This window comes from Chitinophaga sp. ARDCPP14 (assembly GCF_051362515.1).
Lineage (GTDB): Bacteria > Bacteroidota > Bacteroidia > Chitinophagales > Chitinophagaceae > Chitinophaga.
The window spans coordinates 179146-204049 of the sequence record NZ_JBKIXB010000008.1 but is presented as its reverse complement, the minus strand read 5'-3'; the positions used below and the strand labels follow the sequence as shown (position 1 = coordinate 204049).

The 24904-nt window shown below is 47.8% G+C and carries 18 protein-coding genes; 8 read left to right on the top strand and 10 right to left on the bottom strand.

The window, feature by feature from the left end:
• Nucleotides 1-4: 4 nt before the first annotated feature.
• Nucleotides 5-3076 carry a SusC/RagA family TonB-linked outer membrane protein gene (locus ACLHR0_RS22115; protein ID WP_436489558.1) on the bottom strand — a complete coding sequence of 1024 codons (3072 nt, stop codon included), beginning with the start codon at nucleotides 3074-3076 and terminating at the stop codon, nucleotides 5-7.
• 314 nt (nucleotides 3077-3390) lie between these two features.
• Between ACLHR0_RS22115 and ACLHR0_RS22110 the strand changes: the two genes are divergently transcribed.
• From ACLHR0_RS22110 to ACLHR0_RS22090, 5 genes are all read left to right on the top strand, one after another.
• Complete coding sequence (locus ACLHR0_RS22110; protein WP_370912897.1) at nucleotides 3391-4431, top strand: LacI family DNA-binding transcriptional regulator; 1041 nt, start codon at nucleotides 3391-3393, stop codon at nucleotides 4429-4431.
• Nucleotides 4432-4586: 155 nt separating this feature from the next.
• Nucleotides 4587-6737: an alpha-glucuronidase family glycosyl hydrolase gene (locus tag ACLHR0_RS22105; RefSeq protein ID WP_436489556.1), complete on the top strand. Its 2151-nt coding sequence runs from the start codon at nucleotides 4587-4589 to the stop codon at nucleotides 6735-6737.
• A 27-nt stretch (nucleotides 6738-6764) separates the two neighbouring features.
• Complete coding sequence (locus ACLHR0_RS22100) at nucleotides 6765-7514, top strand: SDR family NAD(P)-dependent oxidoreductase (RefSeq protein WP_436489554.1); 750 nt, start codon at nucleotides 6765-6767, stop codon at nucleotides 7512-7514.
• Nucleotides 7515-7527: 13 nt separating this feature from the next.
• Entirely contained in the window at nucleotides 7528-10059 is a 2532-nt protein-coding gene (locus ACLHR0_RS22095) for a glycosyl hydrolase 115 family protein (protein WP_436489553.1), read from the top strand.
• 32 nt (nucleotides 10060-10091) lie between these two features.
• Nucleotides 10092-12011 carry a sialate O-acetylesterase gene (locus ACLHR0_RS22090; RefSeq protein WP_436489551.1) on the top strand — a complete coding sequence of 640 codons (1920 nt, stop codon included), beginning with the start codon at nucleotides 10092-10094 and terminating at the stop codon, nucleotides 12009-12011.
• Between the two features lie 21 nt (nucleotides 12012-12032).
• Here ACLHR0_RS22090 and ACLHR0_RS22085 read toward each other — a convergent pair whose 3' ends face one another.
• From ACLHR0_RS22085 to ACLHR0_RS22075, 3 genes are read right to left on the bottom strand one after another with little or no spacing between them, the layout of a single operon-like run.
• Complete coding sequence (locus tag ACLHR0_RS22085; protein ID WP_429065235.1) at nucleotides 12033-13055, bottom strand: ABC transporter permease; 1023 nt, start codon at nucleotides 13053-13055, stop codon at nucleotides 12033-12035.
• Nucleotides 12997-14016, bottom strand: a complete 1020-nt coding sequence (locus ACLHR0_RS22080; RefSeq protein ID WP_436489549.1) for an ABC transporter ATP-binding protein — start codon at nucleotides 14014-14016, stop codon at nucleotides 12997-12999. Before ACLHR0_RS22080 ends, ACLHR0_RS22085 begins: the two co-directional genes overlap by 59 nt.
• A 6-nt stretch (nucleotides 14017-14022) precedes the next feature.
• Nucleotides 14023-14880 carry a COG1470 family protein gene (locus ACLHR0_RS22075; protein WP_436489547.1) on the bottom strand — a complete coding sequence of 286 codons (858 nt, stop codon included), beginning with the start codon at nucleotides 14878-14880 and terminating at the stop codon, nucleotides 14023-14025.
• 213 nt (nucleotides 14881-15093) lie between these two features.
• Between ACLHR0_RS22075 and ACLHR0_RS22070 the strand changes: the two genes are divergently transcribed.
• The gene (locus ACLHR0_RS22070) at nucleotides 15094-15750 is read left to right on the top strand and encodes a 4'-phosphopantetheinyl transferase family protein (protein WP_436489545.1); all 657 of its coding nucleotides are present in this window, start codon (nucleotides 15094-15096) and stop codon (nucleotides 15748-15750) included.
• Nucleotides 15751-15914: 164 nt separating this feature from the next.
• The gene (locus ACLHR0_RS22065; RefSeq protein WP_429065240.1) at nucleotides 15915-16286 is read left to right on the top strand and encodes a response regulator; all 372 of its coding nucleotides are present in this window, start codon (nucleotides 15915-15917) and stop codon (nucleotides 16284-16286) included.
• Nucleotides 16287-16668: 382 nt separating this feature from the next.
• On the opposite strand, the gene ACLHR0_RS22060 is transcribed toward ACLHR0_RS22065, so the two are convergent.
• From ACLHR0_RS22060 to ACLHR0_RS22045, 4 genes are all read right to left on the bottom strand, one after another.
• The gene (locus ACLHR0_RS22060) at nucleotides 16669-17442 is read right to left on the bottom strand and encodes a hypothetical protein (RefSeq protein WP_436489544.1); all 774 of its coding nucleotides are present in this window, start codon (nucleotides 17440-17442) and stop codon (nucleotides 16669-16671) included.
• Nucleotides 17443-17512: 70 nt separating this feature from the next.
• Nucleotides 17513-18040 (bottom strand): hypothetical protein, encoded by a 528-nt coding sequence (locus ACLHR0_RS22055; RefSeq protein WP_429046965.1) that lies wholly within the window; start codon nucleotides 18038-18040, stop codon nucleotides 17513-17515.
• A gap of 56 nt (nucleotides 18041-18096) precedes the next feature.
• On the bottom strand, nucleotides 18097-18648 hold the full coding sequence (locus ACLHR0_RS22050; RefSeq protein WP_436489541.1) for a GNAT family N-acetyltransferase: 552 nt from the start codon (nucleotides 18646-18648) through the stop codon (nucleotides 18097-18099).
• Between the two features lie 5 nt (nucleotides 18649-18653).
• Nucleotides 18654-19175: an N-acetyltransferase family protein gene (locus tag ACLHR0_RS22045; RefSeq protein ID WP_436489539.1), complete on the bottom strand. Its 522-nt coding sequence runs from the start codon at nucleotides 19173-19175 to the stop codon at nucleotides 18654-18656.
• Nucleotides 19176-19241: 66 nt separating this feature from the next.
• Here ACLHR0_RS22045 and ACLHR0_RS22040 point away from each other — a divergent pair, with 66 nt between their 5' ends.
• Nucleotides 19242-20714, top strand: coding sequence for a PLP-dependent aminotransferase family protein (locus ACLHR0_RS22040; RefSeq protein ID WP_436489537.1), 1473 nt, complete (start codon nucleotides 19242-19244; stop codon nucleotides 20712-20714).
• Nucleotides 20715-20719: 5 nt separating this feature from the next.
• On the opposite strand, the gene ACLHR0_RS22035 is transcribed toward ACLHR0_RS22040, so the two are convergent.
• Together ACLHR0_RS22035 and ACLHR0_RS22030 are read right to left on the bottom strand one after the other, a co-directional pair.
• Nucleotides 20720-22147 (bottom strand): hypothetical protein, encoded by a 1428-nt coding sequence (locus ACLHR0_RS22035; protein ID WP_436489536.1) that lies wholly within the window; start codon nucleotides 22145-22147, stop codon nucleotides 20720-20722.
• Between the two features lie 296 nt (nucleotides 22148-22443).
• Nucleotides 22444-24840, bottom strand: a complete 2397-nt coding sequence (locus ACLHR0_RS22030; protein ID WP_436489534.1) for a TonB-dependent siderophore receptor — start codon at nucleotides 24838-24840, stop codon at nucleotides 22444-22446.
• Nucleotides 24841-24904 lie beyond the last annotated feature (64 nt).

Below are 24904 nucleotides of genomic sequence, written 5' to 3'. Positions count from 1 at the left end.
TGGATTAATAAACAATACTCAGACCTACGGTGAAACCTCTGAGAACGGGCCTTCCGCCGATGATCAATCCCATCGGATTACCGTCGTTGTCGTTGGCTTCAGGGTCCCAGCCTTCCCAGTTGGTCCACGTATAAAGGTTTTTGCCGCTCACATACAGATTGATTGATTGTGCCTTGAATTTCTTCAGCAGCGAAGTGGCGAGGTTATAGGACAGCGACACATCCTGCAGTCTTACAAAGCTTCTGTCCTGGTACATGTTAGGTTCAATTTTCGCACGGGAGCCGGAGATATTCCTTGGATATTTACCCGTTGGATTGGAGGGCGACCAGAAGTCGATGCCCTGCAGGTTATTCACTCTGATGCTGTTGTCTTCCCGGAAAAACGACGGGTTGTTATTGCCAAGGTATCCATCTTTACCACCCTGCACTGAATTCAGGAATAAGGTGAGGGTAAAAGCTTTGTAGGAAAAAGTCTGCAATAAGCTCATACGATAGGCAGGCTCCTGCCGGCCTAGAAATACCCTGTCGGCCTGTTGGGTAATATCATTGTCTTTGTTTTGATCTACGATCCTGACTGAGCCTACCGGGAAGCCTGGAATCCTCGTATCATTGAGCTGATAGATCCCATCTAATTTGTAGTCGTATATGGCCCTGATGGATTTACCCACAAATAATGAACTGGATACCAGGTCGTCTTCTTTGCCATCTCCGTTGGCATCCACGCCTGTAAGGGTAACAATCTTGTTATTGTTAGCGGAGAAATTAAAGGTGGCCGACCATTTGAAATCCTTTTTGTCTATGACGTTGTAGTTTAAAGCGGCTTCAAAGCCGGCGTTACGGATCTGGCCGAGATTCGTGTAAATATTGCTAAAGCCGGTTACGCCGGGGATAGCCACGCTATACAACAAATCGTAGGTATTATTCCGGTAATAGTCCAAACTGCCACTCAGCCTGCTGTTGAAGGCGGCGAAGTCAACGCCCACATTCATTCCCTTTGTGCGTTCCCACTTCAGGTTATCGTTTCCTAAGGAGGCTACCTGCTGACCAAAAGCGGTGGTACCGCCATCGCCATACACATAAGCCGCGCTGGTGGTTACCCGTGCGATAGAAGTATAGCGCGATGTTTGGTTGCCGGTTACGCCGTAACCAGCGCGTAGTTTAAGGTAGTTGAACGGCGTTACGCCCTTCATGAAATTTTCTTCTGATGCTATCCAGCCGAGTGCCAGTACGGGGAAGGTGCCATATTTATTATTCTTTGCAAATCCCGAAAAGCCATCGCGGCGCAGGATGGCGGTCAGCAGGTATTTATCCCGGAATTTATAGTTGACGCGCGCCATCTGGTAAGCCAGGTTCTCTTCCCATGCATCCGACTGTGCCAGCTGGATATTGCCCTGGGAAAGGTTGTTGTAGCTAAGTGTCAGCCGCGGAAATCCTCTTGCTTCAGAAAGGGTGCTGTTGAACTTTCTTCCTACGGCGCCATATAATAACGTAGCGGTGATATCATGACTGCCAAAAGTTTTGGAATAAGTAAGAATATTATCAAAGGTATAGTCATAATAATCCTGGAATTCTTTGTAGGCTCTTCCTGTTTGTCCGGCGTCATATATACTGGAAAAAAAGTGTTTTGATAAGCGGTAGTTATTACCAAAGTTCATCCGGTAGTTGAGCCCTTTCAAAAACGGAAAATCTATATCTGTGTAGATATTGGCGAAGTAATAGTTTGTTCTGTCGTAGTCGTCTACGTTATAGGTAGTGAATGGATTTGGCTCCAGCGTATTCATAGGAAACGGTATCAGTTTACCGGAGGTATCATATGGAACGATGAGGGGCGTCATACGTTGCAGGCTGCCGAAAGACGGCTCTGCGCCATCCTGGTTGATAAATGCTGCGGAGGACAGCAGGCCTACTTTCCACCAGGATAAAGGCCGTGTTTCGATGTTGGCGCGGATAGATTTTCTTTTAAACTTATCGTTGATGATAAAACCTTTCTGCTCTACCAGGCTGCCGGACAGTAAATAGGTAACGCGGTCGCCGCCGCCGGAAATGCTGAGGTTAGTTTCCCCGATGGTGCCGGTGTTGGTGCCTTCTCCAAACCAATCGTAGTTATTGGGCAGCAGTCCGCCTTGCGGGCTGCGGATACTGTTATCTGCTACATCTTCAATTTTGAAGTTGGGGTTAGGTGTTGTATAGTCCGGACCCAGGTAAGCTTTATCGTAAAATGCTTCTTTCAGATAGTTAAGATATCCTTCGCGGTCGTATGGTTTCAGGTTGCCTACGGTTGGGTACTGGTTGGTATAGGAAGTAGAAAATGCGATGCGTGGTTTCTGGTTGATCTTTCCTTTCCGCGAAGTAATCAGTATCACCCCGTTAGATGCCTGTGCGCCGTAAACCGCGGTGGAGCTGGCATCTTTCAATACATCAATGGTAGCGATATCATCTGGGTTGATGTAAGAAAGGGAGCCGGTGTATTGAATGCCATCGAGAATGATCAGCACATTCTGGTTACCGTTGAGTGTTACCCGTCCCCTGATGGAAATGGGTGGGGTGCCGCCGGCAACGGTAGCGATACCTACGTTTAACCCTGGCACGGTTCCCTGCAGGTACTGACCGATATTGGTGTTGGGCGCTTCACGCAGTGTTTCCAGGTTTACGCTGGCAACGGCGCCGGTTAAGTCCTTTTTTCTTTGCGTTCCATATCCTACTACTACTACTTCCCCGATATCTTTTGTAGCGGCGGTGAGTTGCACTTTTATGGTGGTGTTGTCTTCCACCCGGATTTCCTGGCTGGCGTACCCGATGCTGGAAATAATAAGGACAGCGCCTTTGGCGGCTACCAAAGAAAATTCACCGTTGGCATTGGTGGTTTGTCCTTTGTTCGTGCCTTTTATGGCTACGGAGGCGCCGAGAACGGGGTCGCCGCCATCGCCGGTAACTCGTCCGTGGATCGCTTTGTCCTGTGCCAATGAAAGGGGCGGCCTGGCTAAAAGGCAGGCGGTAAAAAGAGCGATTGTCAATATGCGGCTGATCGACAGCCTGACTATGCCCGGTTTGTGCTTTAATTTTTCAGTTTTTTTCATAACGATTAATGTCGTTTAGACAATTATAAAAAATGGAAAAGGAAGAGATGGAATCTGTCTATCGTGGTTGTTCCTTTTTATTAAGCTATAAAGTGATCAGGGACGCCCGTAAAAAGATGAGCGCTACAGTTCTTGATTTTGGTTGATCATTCAGTTGTTTCATAACGGGCGTTTTGCGTAAAAAAATTGATCGCTGGCTGATGGTCAGGGTTTGTTCTGTGAAACGAATATAAGAAAAAATCAGATTTACGTAACCGATTGCATTTTTTTATTCAGAAAAAGTTCATTTCCTTTGAGAAACAAGCTGTACTAAAATGTCAGAGGACCGGGAAGTAACGATATACGACATAGCCAAATACCTGAATGTTTCTGCCGCCACGGTCAGCAGGGGGTTGAAAAACAATCCCATGATCAGCAAAAACACCCGGAAAAAGATCGTGGAGGCTGCAAAATCGCTTGGTTATCAATCCAATACATTTGCGAGTAGTTTAAGAAGCAGGCATACGCATACGCTGGGCGTACTGGTACCGCGACTGAACAGTCACTTCATGTCGTCGGCATTGGCCGGTATGGAAAATGCCGCCAACCGGCATGGTTACAACCTCATTATTGCGCAATCGCTGGAAGATGTGGAGAAGGAAAAACGCAATGCGGCTACCATGTTTAATAAAAGAGTGGATGGACTCCTCATCTCACTTTCCTCCAATACACAGGACATTAACCACCTGGAGCCCTTCTTCAAACGAAAAATACCGGTCGTGTTCTTCGACCGCGTGTTCCCTCATGAGGAAAGCACCTCCGTTGGCATCAATAACCAGGAAGCGGCCTATAATATTACCAAACACCTGATCGGACAAGGCTGCAAACGGATCATGCACCTGGGAGGAAATTTATTGCGGAACGTTTACCAGGAAAGGCTGAACGGCTACAAGCAGGCGCTTCACGATCACCACCTCGCCTTCAGCAAAAAGCTTTACTTAACCAGCACGCTTTCAGAACAGGCGGGGACAGACGCCGCCAGGTATATCCTGGACCTGCCCGCCGGCGAGCGCCCGGATGCGGTATTTTCCGCCAACGACACGGCCGCCGTATATTGCATGCTGGCCCTTAAAGCCGCCGGCCTGCGTATCCCGGAGGATATTGCCTTCGCCGGCTTTAATAATGACCCCATCAGCCGGGTGATTGAGCCCAACCTCACTACCATGGACTATTCCGGCAACAGCATCGGGGATACCGCCGCTACCTATTTAATTAACCACCTTAAAGGGATCAGCAACCTGTATACCACCGATGCCATTACACTCCGCGCGGAAATGGTGATCCGGGCTTCCTCCCTGAAAAAATTACGGGAATAGGTTTTTTTTTATGATATTTACGCAACCGATTGCGAAAATGGTGCGTAAAAAGCGGCTATTTGCGTTATTTTGGAACCGTTATGAAAGAATTATTCCACGATGATGATGAGCTATTCCGGTAGCTTTATCAGCAACATAAAATAGTTATTGCCGGTATGAAAAAACTCACGTTATTGATAGGATGCCTCTGCTGTTTTCTCATCACAAAAGGAGAAAACGGATATGATCTCTGGCTGAGATATACACCTGTTGCAAATAAAACATTGCTGCAATCCTACCGCGAAAATATTACCACCATCATCACCGGCAGATCATCCGCTACAATGGATATTGTAAGCAATGAACTGTCGGCAGGCTTGTCGGGTTTGCTGCACACCACCATCCCTCACGGCGCTGCCATTAACCGCAACGGCGCTATCATTGCTGGCACTCCCCGCTCCTCTTCCCTGATCAGCAACGCCGGGATTTCCATACCGCTGCAACAGGCCGGTGAAGAAGGATTTGTTATTATCTCTAAAATACTGAACGGTAAACGTTGCATCCTCATCAGCGGCAACTCGGAAAAAGGAGTGCTGTATGGCACGTTTCATTTCCTGCGCCTGCTGCAAACGGAGCAACCCATTCAGCAGTTAAATATTATTTCCGCACCGAAGATCCGGCTCCGGATGCTGAATCATTGGGATAACCTGGACCGGACTGTAGAAAGGGGCTACGCGGGTTCTTCTATATGGAACTGGCATACGCTGCCTGGTTATATTGATCAGCGTTACATCGATTATGCAAGAGCCAATGCATCCATAGGCATTAATGGTACCGTAGTAACCAACGTAAATGCGAATGCCCTTGTGCTCACCAAACCTTACCTGGAAAAAGTAAAAGCATTGGCGGATGTGCTCCGGCCTTATGGCATCAAAGTATATCTCACCGCCAGGTTCAGCGCGCCTATGGAAACCGGCGGACTAAAAACCGCCGACCCGCTGGATACGTCAGTTAAGCGCTGGTGGCAGGAAAAAATAAAAGAAATATATACCTATGTGCCGGACTTCGGCGGCTTCCTGGTGAAGGCCAACAGCGAAGGACAACCCGGTCCGCAGGATTACAAACGCACCCATGCCGACGGCGCCAATATGCTCGCAGATGCCATCGCTCCTTTTAAAGGCGTGATTATCTGGCGCGCATTTGTTTACAGTCACGAGAACCCGTTAGACCGCCATAAGCAGGCCTATGATGATTTTGTTCCACTGGATGGTACCTTCCGGTCAAACGTATTGGTACAGGTGAAAAACGGGGCGATTGATTTCATGCCGCGGGAACCTTTTCATCCTTTGTTTGGCGCCATGCCTAAAACACCCTTGATGATGGAGTTCCAGGTAACGCAGGAATACCTGGGTCAGGCTACCAGCCTGGTATTCCTGGCGCCGTTGTTTAAGGAAACGCTGGAGAGCGACACCTACGCTAAGGGCAAAGGCAGTACCGTTGCTAAGGTAATCGACGGCAGCCTGGATCATCATTCCTTAACAGGCATGGCCGGTGTGGCGAATATTGGCAATGACATTAACTGGTGCGGTCATCCGTTTGCGCAGGCCAACTGGTATGCACTTGGCCGCCTCGCGTGGGATCATACTTTGTCCAGCGAACAGGTTGCAGACGAATGGCTGCGGATGACCTACTACAATAATCCTTCATTCCTGAAAGCCGCCTCCCGCCTGATGCTGGAAAGCCGCGACATCATTGTACAATATTCCAATCCTCTTGGCCTGCATCATATTATGGGTACCAGTCACCACTACGGACCTGCGCCCTGGGTAAATAACCAGCAGCGCCCGGAATGGAATCCCGTTTATTATCACAAGGCGGATAGCGCGGGCATCGGTTTTGACCGTACTGCTACCGGCAGCAATGCCCTTGCGCAATACCAGCCGGCAGCGCGGGCGCAATGGGAAAACAGGCAAACCTGCGATGAAAAATACCTGTTGTGGTTTCATCATGTGCCCTGGAATTTCCGGATGAAAAGCGGCAACAGCCTATGGGAAGAACTATGTTATCAATATTATAAAGGGGCTGAACGCGCCAGGAAAATGCAGGATACCTGGAAAAGTTTACAGCCATTTGTAGATCCACAAAGATTTGAACAGGTAACCATGTTGCTGAAAATTCAACAGGAAGAGGCGATCTGGTGGAGAAATGCATGTATATTGTATTTTCAGACCTTCAGCAAAATGCCCATACCGGCGTCGTACGAACAACCAGGCAAAACACTGGAGTACTATAAAAGCCTGCGGTTCCCGTTTGCACCGGGTATTTAACCACAGCATATTAAATCAACGAAGAAGATGACATCAACAAAAAGAAAATTAGCGATTGTAACAGGCGGCGGTTCAGGGATTGGCCTGGCCATCGCAGAAAAGTTCGTGGAACAGGGAATCGAAGTGGTGATTGCAGGAAGAAACCAGGAAAGACTGGATGCCGCCCAACAAAAACTCGGCGCGCACTGTCATGCTATCAACTGTGACGTAACCGACCTTTCGGCCGTTCCCGGTTTTGTACAAACAGTGATTGACAAGTACGGCCCCATAGATATACTGGTGAACAACGCGGGCACCAACATGAAAAAGGATTTCACGGAAGTAACAGATGAAGAGTTTCAACAGGTCGTCCTTACCAATCTTACAGCCGTTTTCACGATGAGCCGTGAGGTTGTCAAAAACATGTTGCAGCAGCAGGCTGGCTGCATCATCAACATCAGCTCCATGGCTGCCCAGTATGGCATCCCAAAAGTGATTGCCTATTCTGCCAGTAAAACGGCTATCGACGGCATGACCAGGGCAATGGCTGTTGAGCTGTCGCCCAAAGGCATACGGGTAAATGCCATCGCACCCGGGTTTATTTATTCCGACATGACGGCAAAAGCGTTGGACAGCGATCCGGAAAGAAAAGCAAAGGTATTTGGCAGAACACCGATGGGGACGATGGGACAGCCAGCCGACATCGGCGAGGCGGCCTGGTTCCTTGCCAGCGATGCGGCAAAATTTATTACAGGCGTGATATTGCCGGTAGATGGCGGAAACAGTATTGGTTTTTAACAACGCTTAGCCGATGAAACGGACAATATCTTTCTTAATAACAAGCCTGCTGGCTATTTGCTGTGATGCGCAATCGATCATTGTTGATAATGCATCGAAAGCAGCATTTGCCCTGACCCGCGCGGTGATTTGCGTGGACCCGAACGACGGCCAGCCGGTGTTGCAATCGGCCAGCTGCCTGCAGCAGGATATTGAGATGGTCACCGGCATAAAGCTTCCGATATCAGCGACCATTCCCGCCGGCCCCGCGATCATTATCGGCTCCAATGAAAGATCCGCGCTGGTGCGTGCGCTTGCAGCAGCGGGAGACATCCATCCCATCTCCCTGAAAAACCAGTGGGAAGGGTACCTTATACAAAGTACTGCCAACCGTTTGATTATTGCGGGAAGCGACAACAGGGGAACCGCTTACGGCGTATTTGAAATATCCCGGCAATTGGGCGTATCGCCCTGGTACTGGTGGGCAGATGTGCCGGTAAAAAAAAGAACGCAGCTGTTTGTTAAGCAGCATATCACGATCAGCGATGCACCCAAAGTGAAGTACCGCGGCATCTTTATAAACGATGAAGCGCCCGCACTGGCTAACTGGAGCAAAGAAAAGTTTGGCGGCTTTAATCACCGCTTCTATGAAAAAGTATTTGAACTGATCCTCCGGCTGAAAGGCAATTACCTCTGGCCGGCCATGTGGGGCAATGCGTTTTATGATGATGACTCGTTAAACATCCGGATGGCGGAAAAGTATGGCATCGTGATGGGCACCTCCCACCATGAACCATTGATGAGGGCGCACGATGAATGGAGAAGATATGGAACAGGGCCATGGAATTACGACAGCAATGCCGTAAAACTGAAAGCCTTCTGGCGCACCGGCTTGCAGCGGGCTACCAATGAAAAGATAGTAACAGTGGGCATGCGCGGCGACGGCGACGAACCCATGTCGAGAGAAACAGCGACGGCTTTGCTGGAACGGATTGTTGCTGATCAAAGAAAAATCATCAGCGATGTAACCGGCAAACCTGCCAGTGAAACACCGCAGCTCTGGGCCTTATACAAAGAAGTGCAGGACTACTACGACAAAGGAATGAACGTACCGGATGATGTAACGCTGCTGCTTTGCGACGACAACTGGGGCAACATCCGGAAATTGCCCAAACCCGGAGAGAGAAGCCGCAAGGGCGGCTATGGCATCTATTATCATTTTGATTATGTAGGGGCGCCCAGGAATTACAAATGGCTTAACACCAATTCAATTACCAGGGTATGGGAGCAAATGCACCTTGCCTGGGAATTTAATGCCCGTCAGATCTGGATTGTAAATGTGGGAGATATCAAACCAATGGAATTCCCCATCTCCTTCTTCCTGGATTATGCCTGGAACCCGGAAAAGACCGGCCCCGGCGACCTTCAGCAATATACCGGACAATGGGCTGCAGCCCAGTTTGGAACACCCTATGCAAAAGATATCGCAGCTATCATAGCTGCCTATACAAAATTTAATGCCAGAAGGAAACCCGAGTTGCTGGATGCCAATACTTACCGTCTTAACTATGATGAGTGGAGAACGGTGGTAAAAGATTACAACGAACTGCTGAAAAAAGCCAGCGCCATAGATAGCTTGTTACCCACTGCATATAAAGACGCCTACTTCCAGTTAGTGCTGCATCCGGTGAAGGCATGCGCCAATTTGAATGAGATGTATTACTATACAGCGCTCAACAAAGAAGCTATTAAGAATAAACAGCTAATGGCCAATACCTATGCCGACCGGGTAAAAGCATGCTACCTGGAAGACTCGCTGATCACCGTTGCTTATCATCAATTAAACAACCGGAAATGGAACCATATGATGGACCAAACGCATATCGGTTATACCAACTGGCAGCAACCACCGGTACAAAAAATGCCCGCCGTGAAATATCTTCCGGCAGATTCAGCGGAGGAAAGAAAAGTACCGGGCATGCACAAGCTGATGCGTGCGAGCATTCCCGGCGGTGTTACCGGTAACGTTTTTTACCAGGAAGAAGAAAAAGGCGTTTCCATAGCAGCGGATCATTTTACCAGGGCCATTCATTCAAATGGTATTACGTGGACGATTTTGCCTGATCATGGGAGAACCGGTTCCGCTATCACGCCTTTTCCGGTTACCGCAAAAGAACAGCAACCTGTTGGCAATGCGCCGCATGTGGAATATGATTTTTATACTTACAGCAAAGGGGAAGTTACCATCAACACCTATTGCTCTCCCACATTGAATTTTCACAGCAACAAAAATGGTTTGCAATATGCGGTATCCATTGATGACGAAGCGCCGCAAATCATCAGTATCAATAAGGAAGATGCCATTACTTACACCAGCATCTGGAATAAGTGGGTAGCTGACAATATCATCATCCAATCCAGCAAACATACCCTCTCCACCACCGGTAAACATACATTGAAATACTGGATGGTCAACAGCGGTGTGGTACTGCAGCAACTGGTGCTCGATTTCGGAGATCTGAAAGAAAGCTATCTTGGTCCGCCGGAAACAATTTTTAATAAATAACGATATCCCTTTCCCGTTTTAAAGTTCCTGATATGAAAAAGATAATCCTCCTCCAGTTATTCCTGCTCGCTGTATTCAGCGGGTTCGCACAGTTGAAATTGCCCCGGCTTATCCGCGACAGTATGATCCTTCAAAGGGATGAAAAAATAAAGTTGTGGGGATGGGCTGCTAATCATGGAAAAGTGCAGGTCCGTTTCAATGGCAGAACATACCAGGCGAAGGCGGATGCCAATGGTAACTGGGAAGTGCATTTGCCGCCCACTAAAGCCGGTGGGCCTTACAACATGGAGATTACTGCGGGTAATAAAATTACCCTGCATGATATCCTGTTTGGAGATGTATGGTTTTGCAGTGGCCAGTCGAACATGGCGCATCAGCTCAATGTTCATGACGTAATATATGCCCGTGAAATTGCCGAAGCGAACTACCCCCAGATCAGGCAGTTCCTGGTACCGGGTGGCACCGGCTTATCCGGCCCCATCCCCGACCTGCCCACCGGTTACTGGAAACCGGCCATAGGCGAAGATACCAGGCCATTCTCTGCAGTCGCCTATTTCTTCGCAAAAAAGATCTACGAAAAATACAAAGTACCTGTAGGCATCATTAATGCCAGCGTGGGTGGAACGCCGATTGAAGCATGGATGAGTGAAGAAGGCCTGAAAGAATTTCCTGCAGCCACAGCAACAATGAATAAAAATAAAGACACCGCTTATCTCAACAGCTTCAAACGGCCACCGGGAAATACGGTGAAACCGCCGGCAGACGCAGGACTGGCAGGAACCGGTAAATGGTACGACGAAGCGTATATCCCGAAAGGATGGCGCAGGATTAATATTCCCGGCTACTGGGAAGACCAGGGCATTAAGGATTTAAATGGCGTGGTATGGTATCGCAGGGAAATAGAGCTCCCTGCTGCGATGGCCGGCAAGCCTGCCAAAGTTTTCCTGGGACGGATTGTGGATGCGGATGAACTTTACATCAACGGCAAACAGGTGGGACGCACCACTTACCTGTATCCCCAACGCCGGTACCAGGTACCGGCCGGTGTATTGAAAGCAGGCAAAAACCTGTTCGTAGTGCGTGTTACCAATACCGCCGGCAAAGGAGGGTTTGTACCGGATAAGCCTTACTTCATTTTCTCCGGTACCGATACTGTTGATTTAAAAGGCGACTGGCAGTATAAAGTGGGCGCCGTTTTCAGGCCCTTACCACGTGAAAGCGCTACCCCGAATATCAACCTGCAAAATCAACCCGCTGCATTGTATAACGCGATGGTGTTCCCGGAAATCAATTATACCATAAAAGGTTTTTGCTGGTACCAGGGCGAGACGAATGCCGGTGAGCCCAGGCAGTATGCAAAGCTGCTACCGGCGCTGATCAGCGACTGGAGAGCTAAATGGAACCAGGGGCCTCTCCCCTTTCTTTATGTGCAGCTCCCGGGATTTATGGACTACACTTACCTTCCAACAGAAAGCAGTTGGGCGATGATGAGGGAGTCACAAGCTAAGGCCTTGTCGGTTCCCAATACCGCGATGGCAGTGGCGATTGACCTGGGCGAGTGGAACGACGTTCATCCTGATAATAAAAAAGCCGTAGGTGAACGCCTGGCTTTTGGCGCTATGAAAGTGGCTTACAAAGAAAATATTACCTTCAGCGGTCCGCTTTACCAATTGGCTGTTACCAGGGAGAACAGCATCGTTATCAGCTTCACTGATACCGGCAGTGGGCTGATCACCAATGACGGCGAGGCGCCATCCACCTTTGAGATTGCCGGCGCTGATAAGAAATTCGTTCCGGCCAATGCGAAAATAGAAGGGAATAAAGTGACAGTATGGAGCGACGAGATCAGTGCACCCAAATACGTCCGTTATGCATGGTCTGATAACCCGGTGAACCCTAATTTATATAACCGGGAGCTGTTGCCCGCATCACCCTTCAGAACGGACGAGTGACGCGGGGAATACAGCAGATGCTCAGGTACGTATTTCCCTTCGCATAAAAAGATAATAGGAAAGCGCGAAGCATACTACGGTGGCGGCAATCAAACCGCTTACCTGTGGCCATACCACCAGCAGGCTTTCCCGCACGGACAGCGGCGAAGGAATGGCCCCGGCCATCTGCTCCATGGTGAGTGGCCCCAGGCTGCGTACAGAAGGCATCAGCAGCGTGGTAGTAGCATCGGTATACAGCTGGCTTGGTATAAAGCGCAGGAAGGTTAAAATAATCCTGTTATAGGCCAGCAACTGGTCCTGGCTTAATACATCCGGGTCCGGCAGGAATGCTTTCACAATAATATTCAGCAACACCTGGTAGAAGACGGTAAAGAACAACCAGATAGCGATGGCCGTTAATGCGGAGGTAGCCGTTTGACGGAACTTTACCGACAACAGGATGGAAAGGTTAAGCCAGAACGATACATAGATCACACTTAACACCACAAAACACAGGATACGCACAAACTCTGAGGGCTCAATTCCTACGCCGGTAATAATGAGGCCCCCGCCGATCATCAGTAGGTTCAATGACAGGAAAAGTGTGCTGACAACTATCAGTGACGCTACAAATTTTGCATTGATCACGGAGTCGCGGTATACCGGTTGCGCCATCAGGCGGATCAGGGTGCCGTTGGATTGCTCAGAGTTAATAGCATCAAAGCCCAGGCTAATACCCAGCAACGGCCCCAGGAAACCCACGAATACGTGGAAGGGAGGCAGCGTACCATCCGTGGTGGTGAGCAGCTTCAGGTATAAAAACAACCTGTCGGGGTCGCCGGCATTGGAAACTGCTTTGCTGATATTGGTCATGGACACATACATGGAGCCAAGGAAAGTAAGCAGTATCAGTCCGGCTAAAATGATAAACCGCCAGCTGTGTATCTGATCGGCCACTTCCTTGCGCACCATCACAAAAAACGGATTCGTTGCGCTGTTTTTCTTCTCAACGCTTTTTGAACCTGCCGAAAAAAGACCGTTGAAATAAGCCACCTGACTTTTCATTGGATGTATTTTCCTTTAAATTATTTTCAAAATATTGTTGATAGATTTCATCGAGGCCATAGCTTTTCTGCTGTACGCCGGTAACGTCAATCCCTTTGCCCACAAAGAAACGTACAATGTCGGGGGTAATATTCTCCTGGCCGGAGATCTCTACCAGGGTTCCATCGGCTGTTACTTTACCGACGGCGGGCATTTGCAGGAGTTCCTTCTCCAGTGCGCCTGCATCGTTGACGGGCGTTTTTATAGTTACCTGCACCATATAGGGTGCGGTGTTAAATAAGTTGGCTGCCAGCGTTTCAATATTACCTTCTGCCAGTAAGTGCCCGCCAACGAATATGCCTACACGGTTACACACCTGTTGCACCTGGTGCAGGTGGTGTGACGATAACAAAATGGTGAGGCCCTGGCGTTGGTTTAATTGCCTGATCAATTCCAGGAAATCCCTCACACCTGTGGGATCAATACCCAGCGTGGGTTCGTCGAGGATGATCACTTCCGGTTGTTTAATCAGTACTTCCGCCAGGCCAAGCCGCTGTTTCATACCGCGGGAAAAGGCGCCTGTTTTCTTGTGTATGGCTGCACCGAGACCTACCTCCTCCAGCATATTCCGGGCAACGCCTGTTACTTCCGTTTCGGGGATACCATTGAGCCGTCCTATGTAGGTGAGGTTTTCCAATGCGCTGAGTTCATTATAGAACCCAACACTATCGGGCATATACCCTACTTTCCGTTTTACCGGGATCGGGTTCCGGGAGGCGTTTAGTCCGCAGATGCGCGCCTCGCCTGCGGAGGGTTCTGTGAGGCCGAGGAGCATTAATATAGTGGTGGACTTGCCCGCGCCATTAGGTCCGAGCAGTCCGAATATTTCGCCCTTCCCAATGGTGAGATGGAGGTTGTCCACGGCCTTCAGGGAGCCGTAGTATTTGGTCAGCCCATTTATTTCAATAATTGGTTGTTCCATAAGCTGCTATCTCCTGCCATATTTACGGATAAGGTAATAAACGGCGCCAAGTGCTGCCACTATCACCAATACGCCCAGCCATCCTGTAAGTGCAGATGTTTTCACCATCATACGGAAAGCTGCACTGGCGTTGGCATTGGTATTTTTAACAGAGAAGTTGGTGACATAATCACCTGCGAGTGTTTTATCCGGCACGCTCAGTGTAGCGGTAACTTCCGCATCTTTTCCCGGTTCCAGGCGGGTAATGGTGGAGGGAACAAATGCCGCTTCCCATTGCGGGGGCGCCTGTGCGGAGAGGTCGAGGTTGTCGAGTGTAATAGTGCCCGTATTCTTCACCACCAGGTGAATTTCTTTCCGGTTTCCTTCGGTGACCTCATCGCTTAACCTGCCTGATGGCGTAGTGAGTGTAACCGCATAGCTTCCCTTTACTACCGCCTCGAGATCCAGCTTCGCGGTATCTGTTCCGGTAATGGCCAGCACGGGGATATTATACTTGCCGGGTTTTGTTTCAATGGCCGGATTAATTTCCAGGGTGATGTCCTGGGTCTTTTCTGAATCGATGTTCAGCGATGTTACCTGTACGCCTTCAACTTTGAAGGAGGAGTTCCACCCGGCGGGCAGGCTTGCAGAAAGTTGATAGACACGGGATGCGGCAGATCCGTTATGAAGCCGGGTGTTGTAGGTAAACGTGGTGTTGGTGGCGGCTTCAATGTTGATGAGTCTTGCCGTAAAAGGTGGTGATGAATGATTGTTTCCCTGGGCAATTCCCTGTTTAGCGAATAAAACGGATACAAGAAGAAAACAAAAAAGAGAATGCGGATTCAGCGTAATCCGCCGGCGATAGTGGTTGTTCCTTGCTGACATTGCTAACATAAGATTAATAAATAATAATTATATTCTGATGAAATAATAGCTATTTACTTCTCCATACAGCGGTGGAGAATAGTGATCCGATGTTTCCTAAACGGCGGCCAATTTAACAAGAAATATTAAATGCAATTGCAAAAAAAATGTGAAAATTGCGGAGTAGATTGCGGGTGCAGCACCTGCGAGCGTTTTTCTTAACCTGATAAAAAAATGCCGAAGACCCTTATCTCTGTTTATTACAGTTGTTATGATACACCCCTGCCCGCGGATACTTTCAACCGGCTGATGGCCGCCCTGCCGGAAGGTATGAGGGCAGGCATACACCGGTTCAAACGTTGGGAAGATGCCCATGCCGGTTTGCTGGGCAAGCATCTGCTGCAATATGCCCTTCCCGGTTATTCACTGGCTGATATCGCATACACGGTACACAGGCGGCCGTTCATTAAAGGGGCACCCGATTTCAACATTTCCCATGCAGGTAACATCGTGGTATGTGCGGTTGCCGGCAAAGGAGATGTGGGTATTGACATTGAAAAGCCCACGTTATTATCTGTTGAAGACTTTCACCAGCAGTTCACCCCGGAAGAATGGGATGCTATCCGTAACGATCCGGCATCACCGGAAATCTTTTACCGCTACTGGACCCGGAAGGAAGCGGTATTAAAAGCCGCCGGCACAGGTTTGAATGAAGCATTGCACCTGCTTAACGTTATGAAGGATTCGGTTTTTTATCATCAACACACGTGGCAGCTTAGCGCGGTACCCATCATGCCCGGCTACGTGTGCCATGTTGCATCCGGTGAAACGGAGATAGCTATTAATACGCATGCGGTGAGCATGCAGGAACTGGTATCCATGTACCGGTAACGCCCGGTTTCCACCTCGGAGTGTAGAAAATTATCTTCATAAAATACCCAAAAACATAAAATTATCATCACCCTTAAATAATTGATAAACAATCAGTAACAAGTTTAATCCCCGATTTTGGTGCGATATTGGTTTAAGATACGGGCACATCAAATCGTATTGCTATGACCAGGAAGATCCTAATCACAGAAAGCGATGTTGATATAAAATTGCTTGTATCATCATTGCTCAAGAAGCATTACCAGATTTCTTTCTTGAATGATGCTAAATTATTATTGGAAGGGTCATTTGAGAAACCAGATCTGTTTATTTTGAACAGTCACTTACCGGACCATAGTATACTGGAAGTATGCAAGCACCTGAAATCACATGCTGACACGAGGGAGATACCGATACTGATCATTTCCGCATCAGAAGATATCGACTCCTTAATGGAAGAATGTCCGGGTGACGATTTTATCAGGAAGCCCTTCTCAGGGGGTGAGTTACTGGAAAAGGTACACAGTGCCATTAATACGAAGATTACGAGTAGATAATTGATGACCGGGTCGCCTTTGGCGGCCCGGAAATTGTCTTGGAGCAGGATTACATTGATTATACTTATTTGCTTGATTTTTACTTTGGGGGATTATTGTGAGATAGATGGGAGATACTGTGGGATAGGGAGAGACATGGAGGAGGATTACTTTTAACGTGTCGTTGAGGTGGACTTGATCAGGAGGTGTTCTTTTGATGAGATGCTTTCAATAAAGCGGGGGAAAAGGAGGCTTAAATGACAGGTTTCTGTGAGTATTTGAAGGTATGTGATGTTTAAGCAGATGGGGAACCAGGCAATTTGATGTATAGGCGCATGAGGGCTGGCGAAGAGCGGCCCTTCGTTGCGTAAAAAATTATTTTTGAGAAGAGAACGGCGTTGCTTCATTCCCGCTGCAGTTGAGACGCCGGATGTAGGAGCCTGGAACTAATGCTGATGGATTCCGGCTGAAGAGACCATCGCTTTCTTACATCAGGGATGCTGTTAGCCTTCAGGCGCTTGGGTTTGGTGGCGGCAGGTGTCAATACTGCTATTATATCTGCAGCAAAAAAACGGCGGTTACCCGTTGCAATGGTTCCATTAAAGCTTCTTACCTGCAAGATGATCAGCAGGGTTCCTTTTCCTGGTGTATTGGCTTCCAGTTCCAAACCGTTGAAAGGCTCGTGTAAGTCGAGCATGACGGTGGTGCTGCTACGGCCGGTAATCCGGCGCTCCGGGAAACAAATACGTACGGCCGTTACCGTAACTTCCAGGTGGGAAGCCTCACCCTGCGGCGGTAAACTTTGCGCCGATATTTTTAACTGGCCTTGTTTTGAAACAACTGGTGGATGAGGGAAGAATTGTTCCGTTCCGGTGTAGCGGTTTACCCGGAATCCTTCGAGGCCGCGGAGACTATCACTGCTTGTTTGTATCAAGGCTTTGTTTAGCCGGTTAACGAGCGACCCGTCGTGATGAATATGCAGCTGTGGAATGATGGCCCGCCGGATCAGTTTTCCTTTCCTGCTGGCAACGCCAAAGTTCCTGGAAGCCTTCCGGGTAGCGGCAGTTTGCCTTACTGCTTCCGGCATGGTGCGAACGAAGTAATTTCCGTTCCTCCGGTAACCAATGATATTGCCCAGCTTACCGGTAAAGCGGAGCAACCCTGTTTGTTTTGCCATAGGCGTTAACTGTTGTTTTAAAAGTTAAAAAATAAACAACAACAATGGATGCCGGAATAATGCTGAAAAATTAGTCGTGTTTACCGTGCCCTTTTCCGTTGTTACCTTTTCCGTTATTGCCTCTCCCATTGTTGCCCTTTCCGTTGTTACCTTTCCCTTCTTTATATTTTCCATTCTTTGGATGTCCTTTTACCACGTAATATTTTTCGTCGTTACTATAACGAATGATCTGCTGTTTGCCATAATTACCTTTATACCTTTTGTATTTACTGCGGTACACATCCGGATGAAGGTATGGCCTTGGTTCATTCACCACCACTTTATAACCCCTGTTTAAATCGTAATGATAGCTGGCGGGCAATGATGGAGCGAAGATCCATCTTCCGCCGTTCAGGTATATAAAGCGCCGTTCAGGCACGTAATAATAGGCATCCACATCGGGCAGATAATAGTATTCTGCATAATCGTATCCAACAGGACCCCAAAGCGGCTGATTACCAATATTCACATTTACATTTATCCCGACCTGTGCGGAACCGGTATTCCCATAAAACAAACCGGCTATAGCTAAACAAGTGACAATCAATATCTTTTTCATGATCTTGTTATTTATAACCTTATAGTTCCAAACGGAGTGCCAATTTGCAGAACCCGTTATCTGGCGGCGGTTTTCATTTGTCCCTGCCAGGCCTCCCTGCTGATTTCATACACAAAATTCAGCCTGGGCGCTTCTCCAAAATAAATCACTTCCTGTTCGGCAATCTTTTTTGCCCCAATACGGCCAATGGAAATTTGTGAACGGAGATTATTTACCCCGATATGGAAGTAAACCGATGAAACAAATTGGAAAATATACTCCAGCATGGTGGCTTTTACCAAATGGTTAACGCCCGTTCCCCAGTATGATTTGGCATAAAACGTATAACCTATAAATATGCTGTTTTCCTGCTCATTATGTTCATAAAACCGCGTGCTTCCTATAATATTCCCGGTGGCTTTATCCACTATTTTAAAGGCCCCTTTGCTTTGCATGGCCCCTTCAAAGAATACCTCGAATACTTCTTTTCTCCAGCGGTCTTTATTGGGATGCTGCTCCCATATTTCCGGATCTGATGCCACGGCGTATAAAGCGTCGAAATCTTCCTGCTGCAACGGCAGGATCATTACTTTTTCGTTTTCTAACGTAGGTTGTATATTAAAATTCATCTGTCTTATTTTAAAATTTTCTTCATCATGATATCTGTTTGTTCATCATCACCCAGTTTGAAAATATGCTTATCAAACGCCACAAAACCATTTTTCGTGTAAAAGCTGATGGCTCTCTGGTTTTCTTCCCAAACACCTAACCAAACGTAGTGGGCATTTACCTGCGCTGCAATTTGCATCGCTTGTTCATAAAGCATTTGCCCCACTTTTTTGCCATGATATTCCTGTATCACATAGATCCGTTCAATTTCAAGTGCTTTGTCGTCCTGCAACTCGGTTTGCGATTGCCCGATATTCAGTTTTAGATACCCGATTACCTTATCATCCAATACTGCAAAATAAAATGACGAGCCTTCATTAGTCAATTCGGCGGTGAGCTTTTCTGTCGTAAAACCCTCTTCCAGATATTTAGTCATATTTTCTTCGGTATTTCCGGCCGAAAATGTTTCGTAAAAGGTTTGCCGGCCGATTTGTTGCAATTGCGCCATATCGGTCTGCGTTACTTTTCTGATAATGATATTCTCCATATGTACTATTTTCCGGATCAAAATTACCCATAAATTGGATTACATTTGTAGTCCAATTAGAATAAAATGGGTAGTCCAATTTTAGCACAGTTTTTTGATGGCCTGCGTTTCGACCCTTCTTCCGGCAGGGCCGTTTACCTTCAGTTTGCGGATGCCCTTTTATTGCTGATAAAAAACGGGAAACTTCGTTCAGGGCAAAAGCTGCCGGGTTCAAGGGATGTTGCCGCCCTGCTGCGCCTCAATAGGATTACGGTATCCAAGGCTTATGAAGAGCTGCAGATGCAGGGTTGGCTGGAAAGCTATGTAGGGCGTGGTACGTTTGTGTCGTCGCGTATCCCGGAACCGGCGCCCCATGTCCTGCGGCATGGCGGTACAGCGACAGTTCAAAAAAAGGCAGGATTTTCTGTTACGCCGAAACTTTATGCAGAAATTTCACTGGTGAGTGCGGAGCTTCATTTAGACGACGGATTTCCTGACCCGGCATTGGCGCCGATAAAAGAACTGTACCGGGCCTACCGGAACCAGCTGACAAGAAGCGGTCTTTATCACAAATTCGGTAGTTACAGTCACCCGGACGGCTCCTATTTTTACAGGGATGCCTTATCCCATTACCTGAATGAAACCAGGGGGTTAAAGACGACAGCCAAAAATGTTCTTTCGGTAAGGGGTACGTTAATGGGAGTCAACCTGGTGTGTAACGCGCTGATTGAAGAAGGCGATGTTATTGTTTCAGGCATACCAGGATGGAATAGAGCGGAACTTAACTTTGCTCACGCCGGCGCGAAACATATTACCATACCCGTGGATGAAAACGGCCTGGTGGTAGACGAACTTAAAAAGATCTGCAAGAAAAGAAAGGTCAGAATGGTATATGTAACCCCGCATCATCATTATCCCACCACAGTATCGCTGCGGCTGGACCGGAGACTGGAGCTGTTGCGGCTGGCCAATGAATATGGTTTCATCATTTTTGAAGATGATTATGATTTTGACTTTCACTATAAACACCGCCCGTTATTACCGCTTGCAAGCGCCGATGAAAACGGCATGGTTATTTACTGCGGGTCTTTCAGCAAAAGTTTTTCGCCTGCTTTCCGTATGGGGTACCTGGTGGCTGCAGAAAACGTTATTGAACACCTGGCGAAAGTCCGTATCCTGCTGGACCGGCAGGGCGACCATATTTTAGACAACGCCATGGCCGGCCTTTTAAATGACGGCACGTTGCAACGATATCTCAGAAAGGCCTTACCGGTATATGAAAAAAGGCGCAACCTTTTCTGCGGCCTGTTACACCGTGAATTGGGTGATGTAGTAAGCTTCACCATTCCCGAGGGCGGCATGACCGTGTGGACGGAATTTGACCCATCGATCGACCTGGAAAAATTAGCACAAAGGGCCCTTGGCAAGGGGTTATTCCTTTCGGATGGTAAAGCTCATCAATACCGGAACTATCATGCCAATGCCGTGCGGCTTGGCTTTGCCTCTTCTTCAAACGAGGAATTGACGAAGAGTGTGGCCATATTGAAAGGGCTGATCTAAGGGTATTACAGGTTATGAATAAAGGCAATCATCAAAGCGGCCGTAACGCGTGTAGCCGGCACCGCGCCAATGGTACCTGTTAGGAGATTAGACTCTTTCGGATCATCGAAGTTAATAGGTTGCTGGTAACTGCCGGTATGGCCGTAGCCCAACAAAATGCCTGTGCGGAGATTATACTGTCTTCTTTTGATGTTTACCCCCAGCTGGCAGTAATAGTTATCCCATGTAGACGTATTAGGCGAAAAGCCATCGGTATTTTCCCTGCTGGCGTAGTTGAAATCGGTTCTGAGGGAGCAATAGCCTGTTAACTGCGGCTTCAGCTGGTAACTAACGCCAACGGACATATTAAAAATGGCCTTTCTGCCTTCCCTCATTTCCAGCAATGCAATGGCGGATGAATTACTATTCCCGGTGTCGGGTCTTTGAAAAATTTCAGACCTCGGGGTGAGGATATTATAGTCTTTTATTTTCAGGAAGTATTCCGCCGCTAGATACACCTGTCCTTTGCGATAGTCATATGCATATCCAAACGCTGCACTGGCGGGTACTTTATAAGTTGTTTTCAGGTTAGTCTGCCGCGTGTTCGCCAGCAGGTTGATGGGATCTTCGTCCAGGAAACGGACATTGGCAATAGCCATGTTGCTCAGTAAAGTTCCCCGTCCACGTATATGAATAAGGGGCGATGACAACAAAAACCCGAAATGATGTTTCGTTACTTCATAGCTTAAACCGGCCTTTAGTTTTAAGCCGATGTGATGATAATCCACCTGGTACGCGCCCTCGTTACTGGCCAGTGGCAGGGTGCTGGAGGTATTGCTGCCAATCAGTGCCCGGGCGGAAACGGTTTCACTGTAGTGCTGGGAACGGGATTGTCCTTCTGCCATAAAACCGATTGCCCAGCGGTCAGACAATTTAAATCCTGTGCTGATAAGGGCAGAGGTTTCCCGGGTAAGGTTCTGAAAATTGTACTGGCCAAGATAATATTCCAGTCCGGGGCTCCCGCTGCCGTCAACCACATTGAGCTTTGTATCCTGTTGCTGGGATACATTGTAATTCAGCACCGCAGTATGTGTAAGTGCATAGCCGATATAAACGGGTTTCCTGTGGCCCAGGGACACGATGCCGGATAACATCTGGGGCACGCTGGAAGTGATACGTGAATGCAGGCTTTTCCCGGTACCTGCGCCATCTTTTATCTTGATGGACTCCACCTGGTACACGGTTCCTGAAATAGAAGCGGTTTTCTTTTTGGTAAGCGCCTGCAATGCGGGATTATAAAAAAGAACGCCGCTATCTTTATTATTAGCAATAACAGCACCGGGCGTAAAAAAGCCACCAGGGCCATAGTTTCCAGACCAATAATTGGCGTCCTGGGCAAACAATAACTGGCTTATGCATATAAAAAGGATGCAAGTGATAATTGCTCTGTTCATCATGCTGTACTTGAGGAGTGAATAAAACGGTTCCCTACTGAACAACTAAGCCGCGAAATTGTTTGCGCGGATTTTGTCTTGGCTCAGGATTACGCTGATTTTACTGATTACCTGGATTTTTACTTTTGGATTTTTTTAAGATTTTTAGATTTTTTTTATAATAATTAAGGGAGATAAAAGCGAATATCCGCTTCTATCTCCCTTACTCCTTTATAAAATCAAAAAAATCAAAAAAGTAAAAATCCAGGTAATCAGTAAAATCAGCGTAATCCTGAGCCAAGACAAAATCCGCGCGTTTAGAATTTGTAAGACACTGTGCCCGTAAACTGCGTAGGCGGTATTGGATTGATGCTGTAGTTTTCGTGTACGTAGTAGCTGTAGGTGTTGGTAACGTTAGAAACTTTACCCATTACTGCAAAGCGTTTGAAAGCGTATCCGGCGCTCAGGTCGAGGGTAGAGAAACCGGGAACAGAAATCAGGCGGTTATATTTTTGTGTTTGATTGACCGTGTTGTTCCAGCCTGCGTAGCGCTGACCGAGGTAGTAATATCCAATGCCCACTTTCAGACCTTTCAGTTTTGTTTCCTGTAAGGTATAGAATGCGCTGGCGTTGGCGGTATGATTGGGGTTACCTACGAGGCGTTCGCCTTCTATGGAACTGCCGTTAAGTCCTGTTGTTTTTTCGATGGTCATGTTGTTATAGCTGTAGCCTGCTACCAGATCCAAACCGGCTACAGGATGTCCTGCGATATCCAGTTCTACGCCCTGGCTGAGGGTTTCGCCGATCAGTGTTTTAATGTTGGTGTTGCTATTCACGGTGGTGCCATCGCTTAAAAACGCTGCCATTTGTGCGTAGTTATTATTACGGATGCGGTATGCAGTAACGTTAACGGACAAACGTCCTTTCAGGATATCATTTTTCACACCCAGCTCATATTGTTCGATGGTGGATGGCTTCAGGTTTGCGCCATAGATATCCTGGCCGCTGTTGGGTGTAAATGAAGTGGAGTAGCTGGCGAATACCGCGGTAGAAGCGATTGGCTTATATACCAGGCCGAAGCGGGGTGAAAATGCGTGATCGTATTTAGATTTACCGGCTGTTTTGCCACCTTTAAAGTTATAGGTAACCGGGGCTTCTGTTTGCAGGTAAGAGAACCGCACGCCTGCCAGTACTTTGATTTTTTCAGAGATGCTGATCAGGTCCTGTACGTAAGCGCCTAACCTGTTTACCGGTGCATTGAGAACGGTTTTCAGCGTGTCCACCGGCATATCGGTACGGTATGGGAACTTATTGGGTTCGTATACATTGATGATATCGTAGATACCGGTAGTTTTGTTGATAGATGGTACGGTGTATCCATAGGTGCCTGTGAGGTACCTGTCGGCGTCCACGCCGGCGAGGACGGTATGTTCTATGGCGCCGGTTCTTACGTTACCGGTTAAATCCACCTGTACAGCGTAGTAATCTTCATTGGTACCATTTCTTCCCAGCGGGCGGGCCCAGGTGCTGTCGCCTTTTGCCTGGATCCTTTCGATGGAGTAATAGTCCCGGTAATATTTAGAATAAGCGATATTGCCTGTTATTGCCCAGTTATCGTTCAGTTTATGTTTGATGTTGGCAGATGCGGTGGTTTGTTGTGTATGTGCATATTGCCATGGAGCGCCGTAAAAAGTATTGCGGGGCACTTTGATCAATGCGGTATCGCCGATAGAACCCGTACCGAAATCGGGGGTAAAGTCGTGTTTCAGGTAATCTGCCTGTACTACTAATTCCGTGCGGTCGCTCAATTTGAACAACAAGGAAGGATTTACATAATAGCGTTTGGAGTGTACCTGGTCGCGGTAGCTGTCGGCTGTTTCGAAGGTACCGTTTACGCGGTAGGCTATCTTTGACGACAGGGGACCGTATACATCGAAGGCGGGTTTCAGTAATCCGTAGCTGCCGGCACGGAGATTTACTTCACCACCGAAATTGAATTTGGGTTGTTTGGTGACCATGTTCATCACAGCACCGGGAGAAACGTTGCCATACAGGATGGCGGCGCTGCCTTTCAGCACTTCTACCCTTTCGAGGGAGCTCATTTCTGGCATGGCGCCGGAGTTAACGCGGGCGCCGTTCTTGAAGGTATTGGTGCTGGAAAATCCGTATCCGCGGGCGTTGAATGTTTCCTGGGTACCGGCTCTCATGGAGGCCATGTATACGCCGTTGATGTTTTTCACCACGTCGCTGAGGCGTTGTGCCTGCTGGTTCTCCAGTACTTCATGACCGATGATGGCTACGCTTTGTGGCAGGTCCATTACCGGTACCGGTAATTTGCCGATGCTTACCGGTCTTTTATTAATGGTTCTTGTTTTAGTGCCGTCTACCACTACTTCGTTCAACTGGCTGGCGGTTGCTTCCAGTGCGATATTTACTGCGGTTACTTCATCTGCGCCAATGGTTACCGATTGATTCAGTGTTTTAGCGCCGGTGTAAGAGATGACCAGTGTGTAATTACCGGGCTTTACATTCTTCAATGTAAAGAGACCTGCTTCGTCGGTCAGGGTACCTTTTTTAGTATCTTTTAATCCAATTGTTACAAATGCTGCAGGCTGCCCGTCGGCGGAGCTGATCTTTCCTTTAATGACACCTGTTTGTGCCAGTACAGTAAGGTTGATAAAAATGAGGCCGAGAATAAAGTATAAATGTTTCAACGAGATTAATTTTGTGCAAAGAAAAATCAATCCTGTCGATTAGCTCAGACGGATCGGGAAAAGT

Coding starts and splice junctions, on each gene's coding strand:
- ACLHR0_RS22045 (WP_436489539.1), bottom strand. CDS start 19,175: ATGGAGAATATCATTATCAGAAAAGTAACGCAGACCGATATGGCGCAA.
- ACLHR0_RS22110 (WP_370912897.1), top strand. CDS start 3,391: ATGTCAGAGGACCGGGAAGTAACGATATACGACATAGCCAAATACCTG.
- ACLHR0_RS22085 (WP_429065235.1), bottom strand. CDS start 13,055: ATGAAAAGTCAGGTGGCTTATTTCAACGGTCTTTTTTCGGCAGGTTCA.
- ACLHR0_RS22055 (WP_429046965.1), bottom strand. CDS start 18,040: ATGAAAAAGATATTGATTGTCACTTGTTTAGCTATAGCCGGTTTGTTT.
- ACLHR0_RS22090 (WP_436489551.1), top strand. CDS start 10,092: ATGAAAAAGATAATCCTCCTCCAGTTATTCCTGCTCGCTGTATTCAGC.
- ACLHR0_RS22105 (WP_436489556.1), top strand. CDS start 4,587: ATGAAAAAACTCACGTTATTGATAGGATGCCTCTGCTGTTTTCTCATC.
- ACLHR0_RS22050 (WP_436489541.1), bottom strand. CDS start 18,648: ATGAATTTTAATATACAACCTACGTTAGAAAACGAAAAAGTAATGATC.
- ACLHR0_RS22095 (WP_436489553.1), top strand. CDS start 7,528: ATGAAACGGACAATATCTTTCTTAATAACAAGCCTGCTGGCTATTTGC.
- ACLHR0_RS22115 (WP_436489558.1), bottom strand. CDS start 3,076: ATGAAAAAAACTGAAAAATTAAAGCACAAACCGGGCATAGTCAGGCTG.
- ACLHR0_RS22035 (WP_436489536.1), bottom strand. CDS start 22,147: ATGAACAGAGCAATTATCACTTGCATCCTTTTTATATGCATAAGCCAG.
- ACLHR0_RS22080 (WP_436489549.1), bottom strand. CDS start 14,016: ATGGAACAACCAATTATTGAAATAAATGGGCTGACCAAATACTACGGC.
- ACLHR0_RS22060 (WP_436489544.1), bottom strand. CDS start 17,442: ATGGCAAAACAAACAGGGTTGCTCCGCTTTACCGGTAAGCTGGGCAAT.
- ACLHR0_RS22100 (WP_436489554.1), top strand. CDS start 6,765: ATGACATCAACAAAAAGAAAATTAGCGATTGTAACAGGCGGCGGTTCA.
- ACLHR0_RS22075 (WP_436489547.1), bottom strand. CDS start 14,880: ATGTCAGCAAGGAACAACCACTATCGCCGGCGGATTACGCTGAATCCG.
- ACLHR0_RS22065 (WP_429065240.1), top strand. CDS start 15,915: ATGACCAGGAAGATCCTAATCACAGAAAGCGATGTTGATATAAAATTG.
- ACLHR0_RS22040 (WP_436489537.1), top strand. CDS start 19,242: ATGGGTAGTCCAATTTTAGCACAGTTTTTTGATGGCCTGCGTTTCGAC.
- ACLHR0_RS22070 (WP_436489545.1), top strand. CDS start 15,094: ATGCCGAAGACCCTTATCTCTGTTTATTACAGTTGTTATGATACACCC.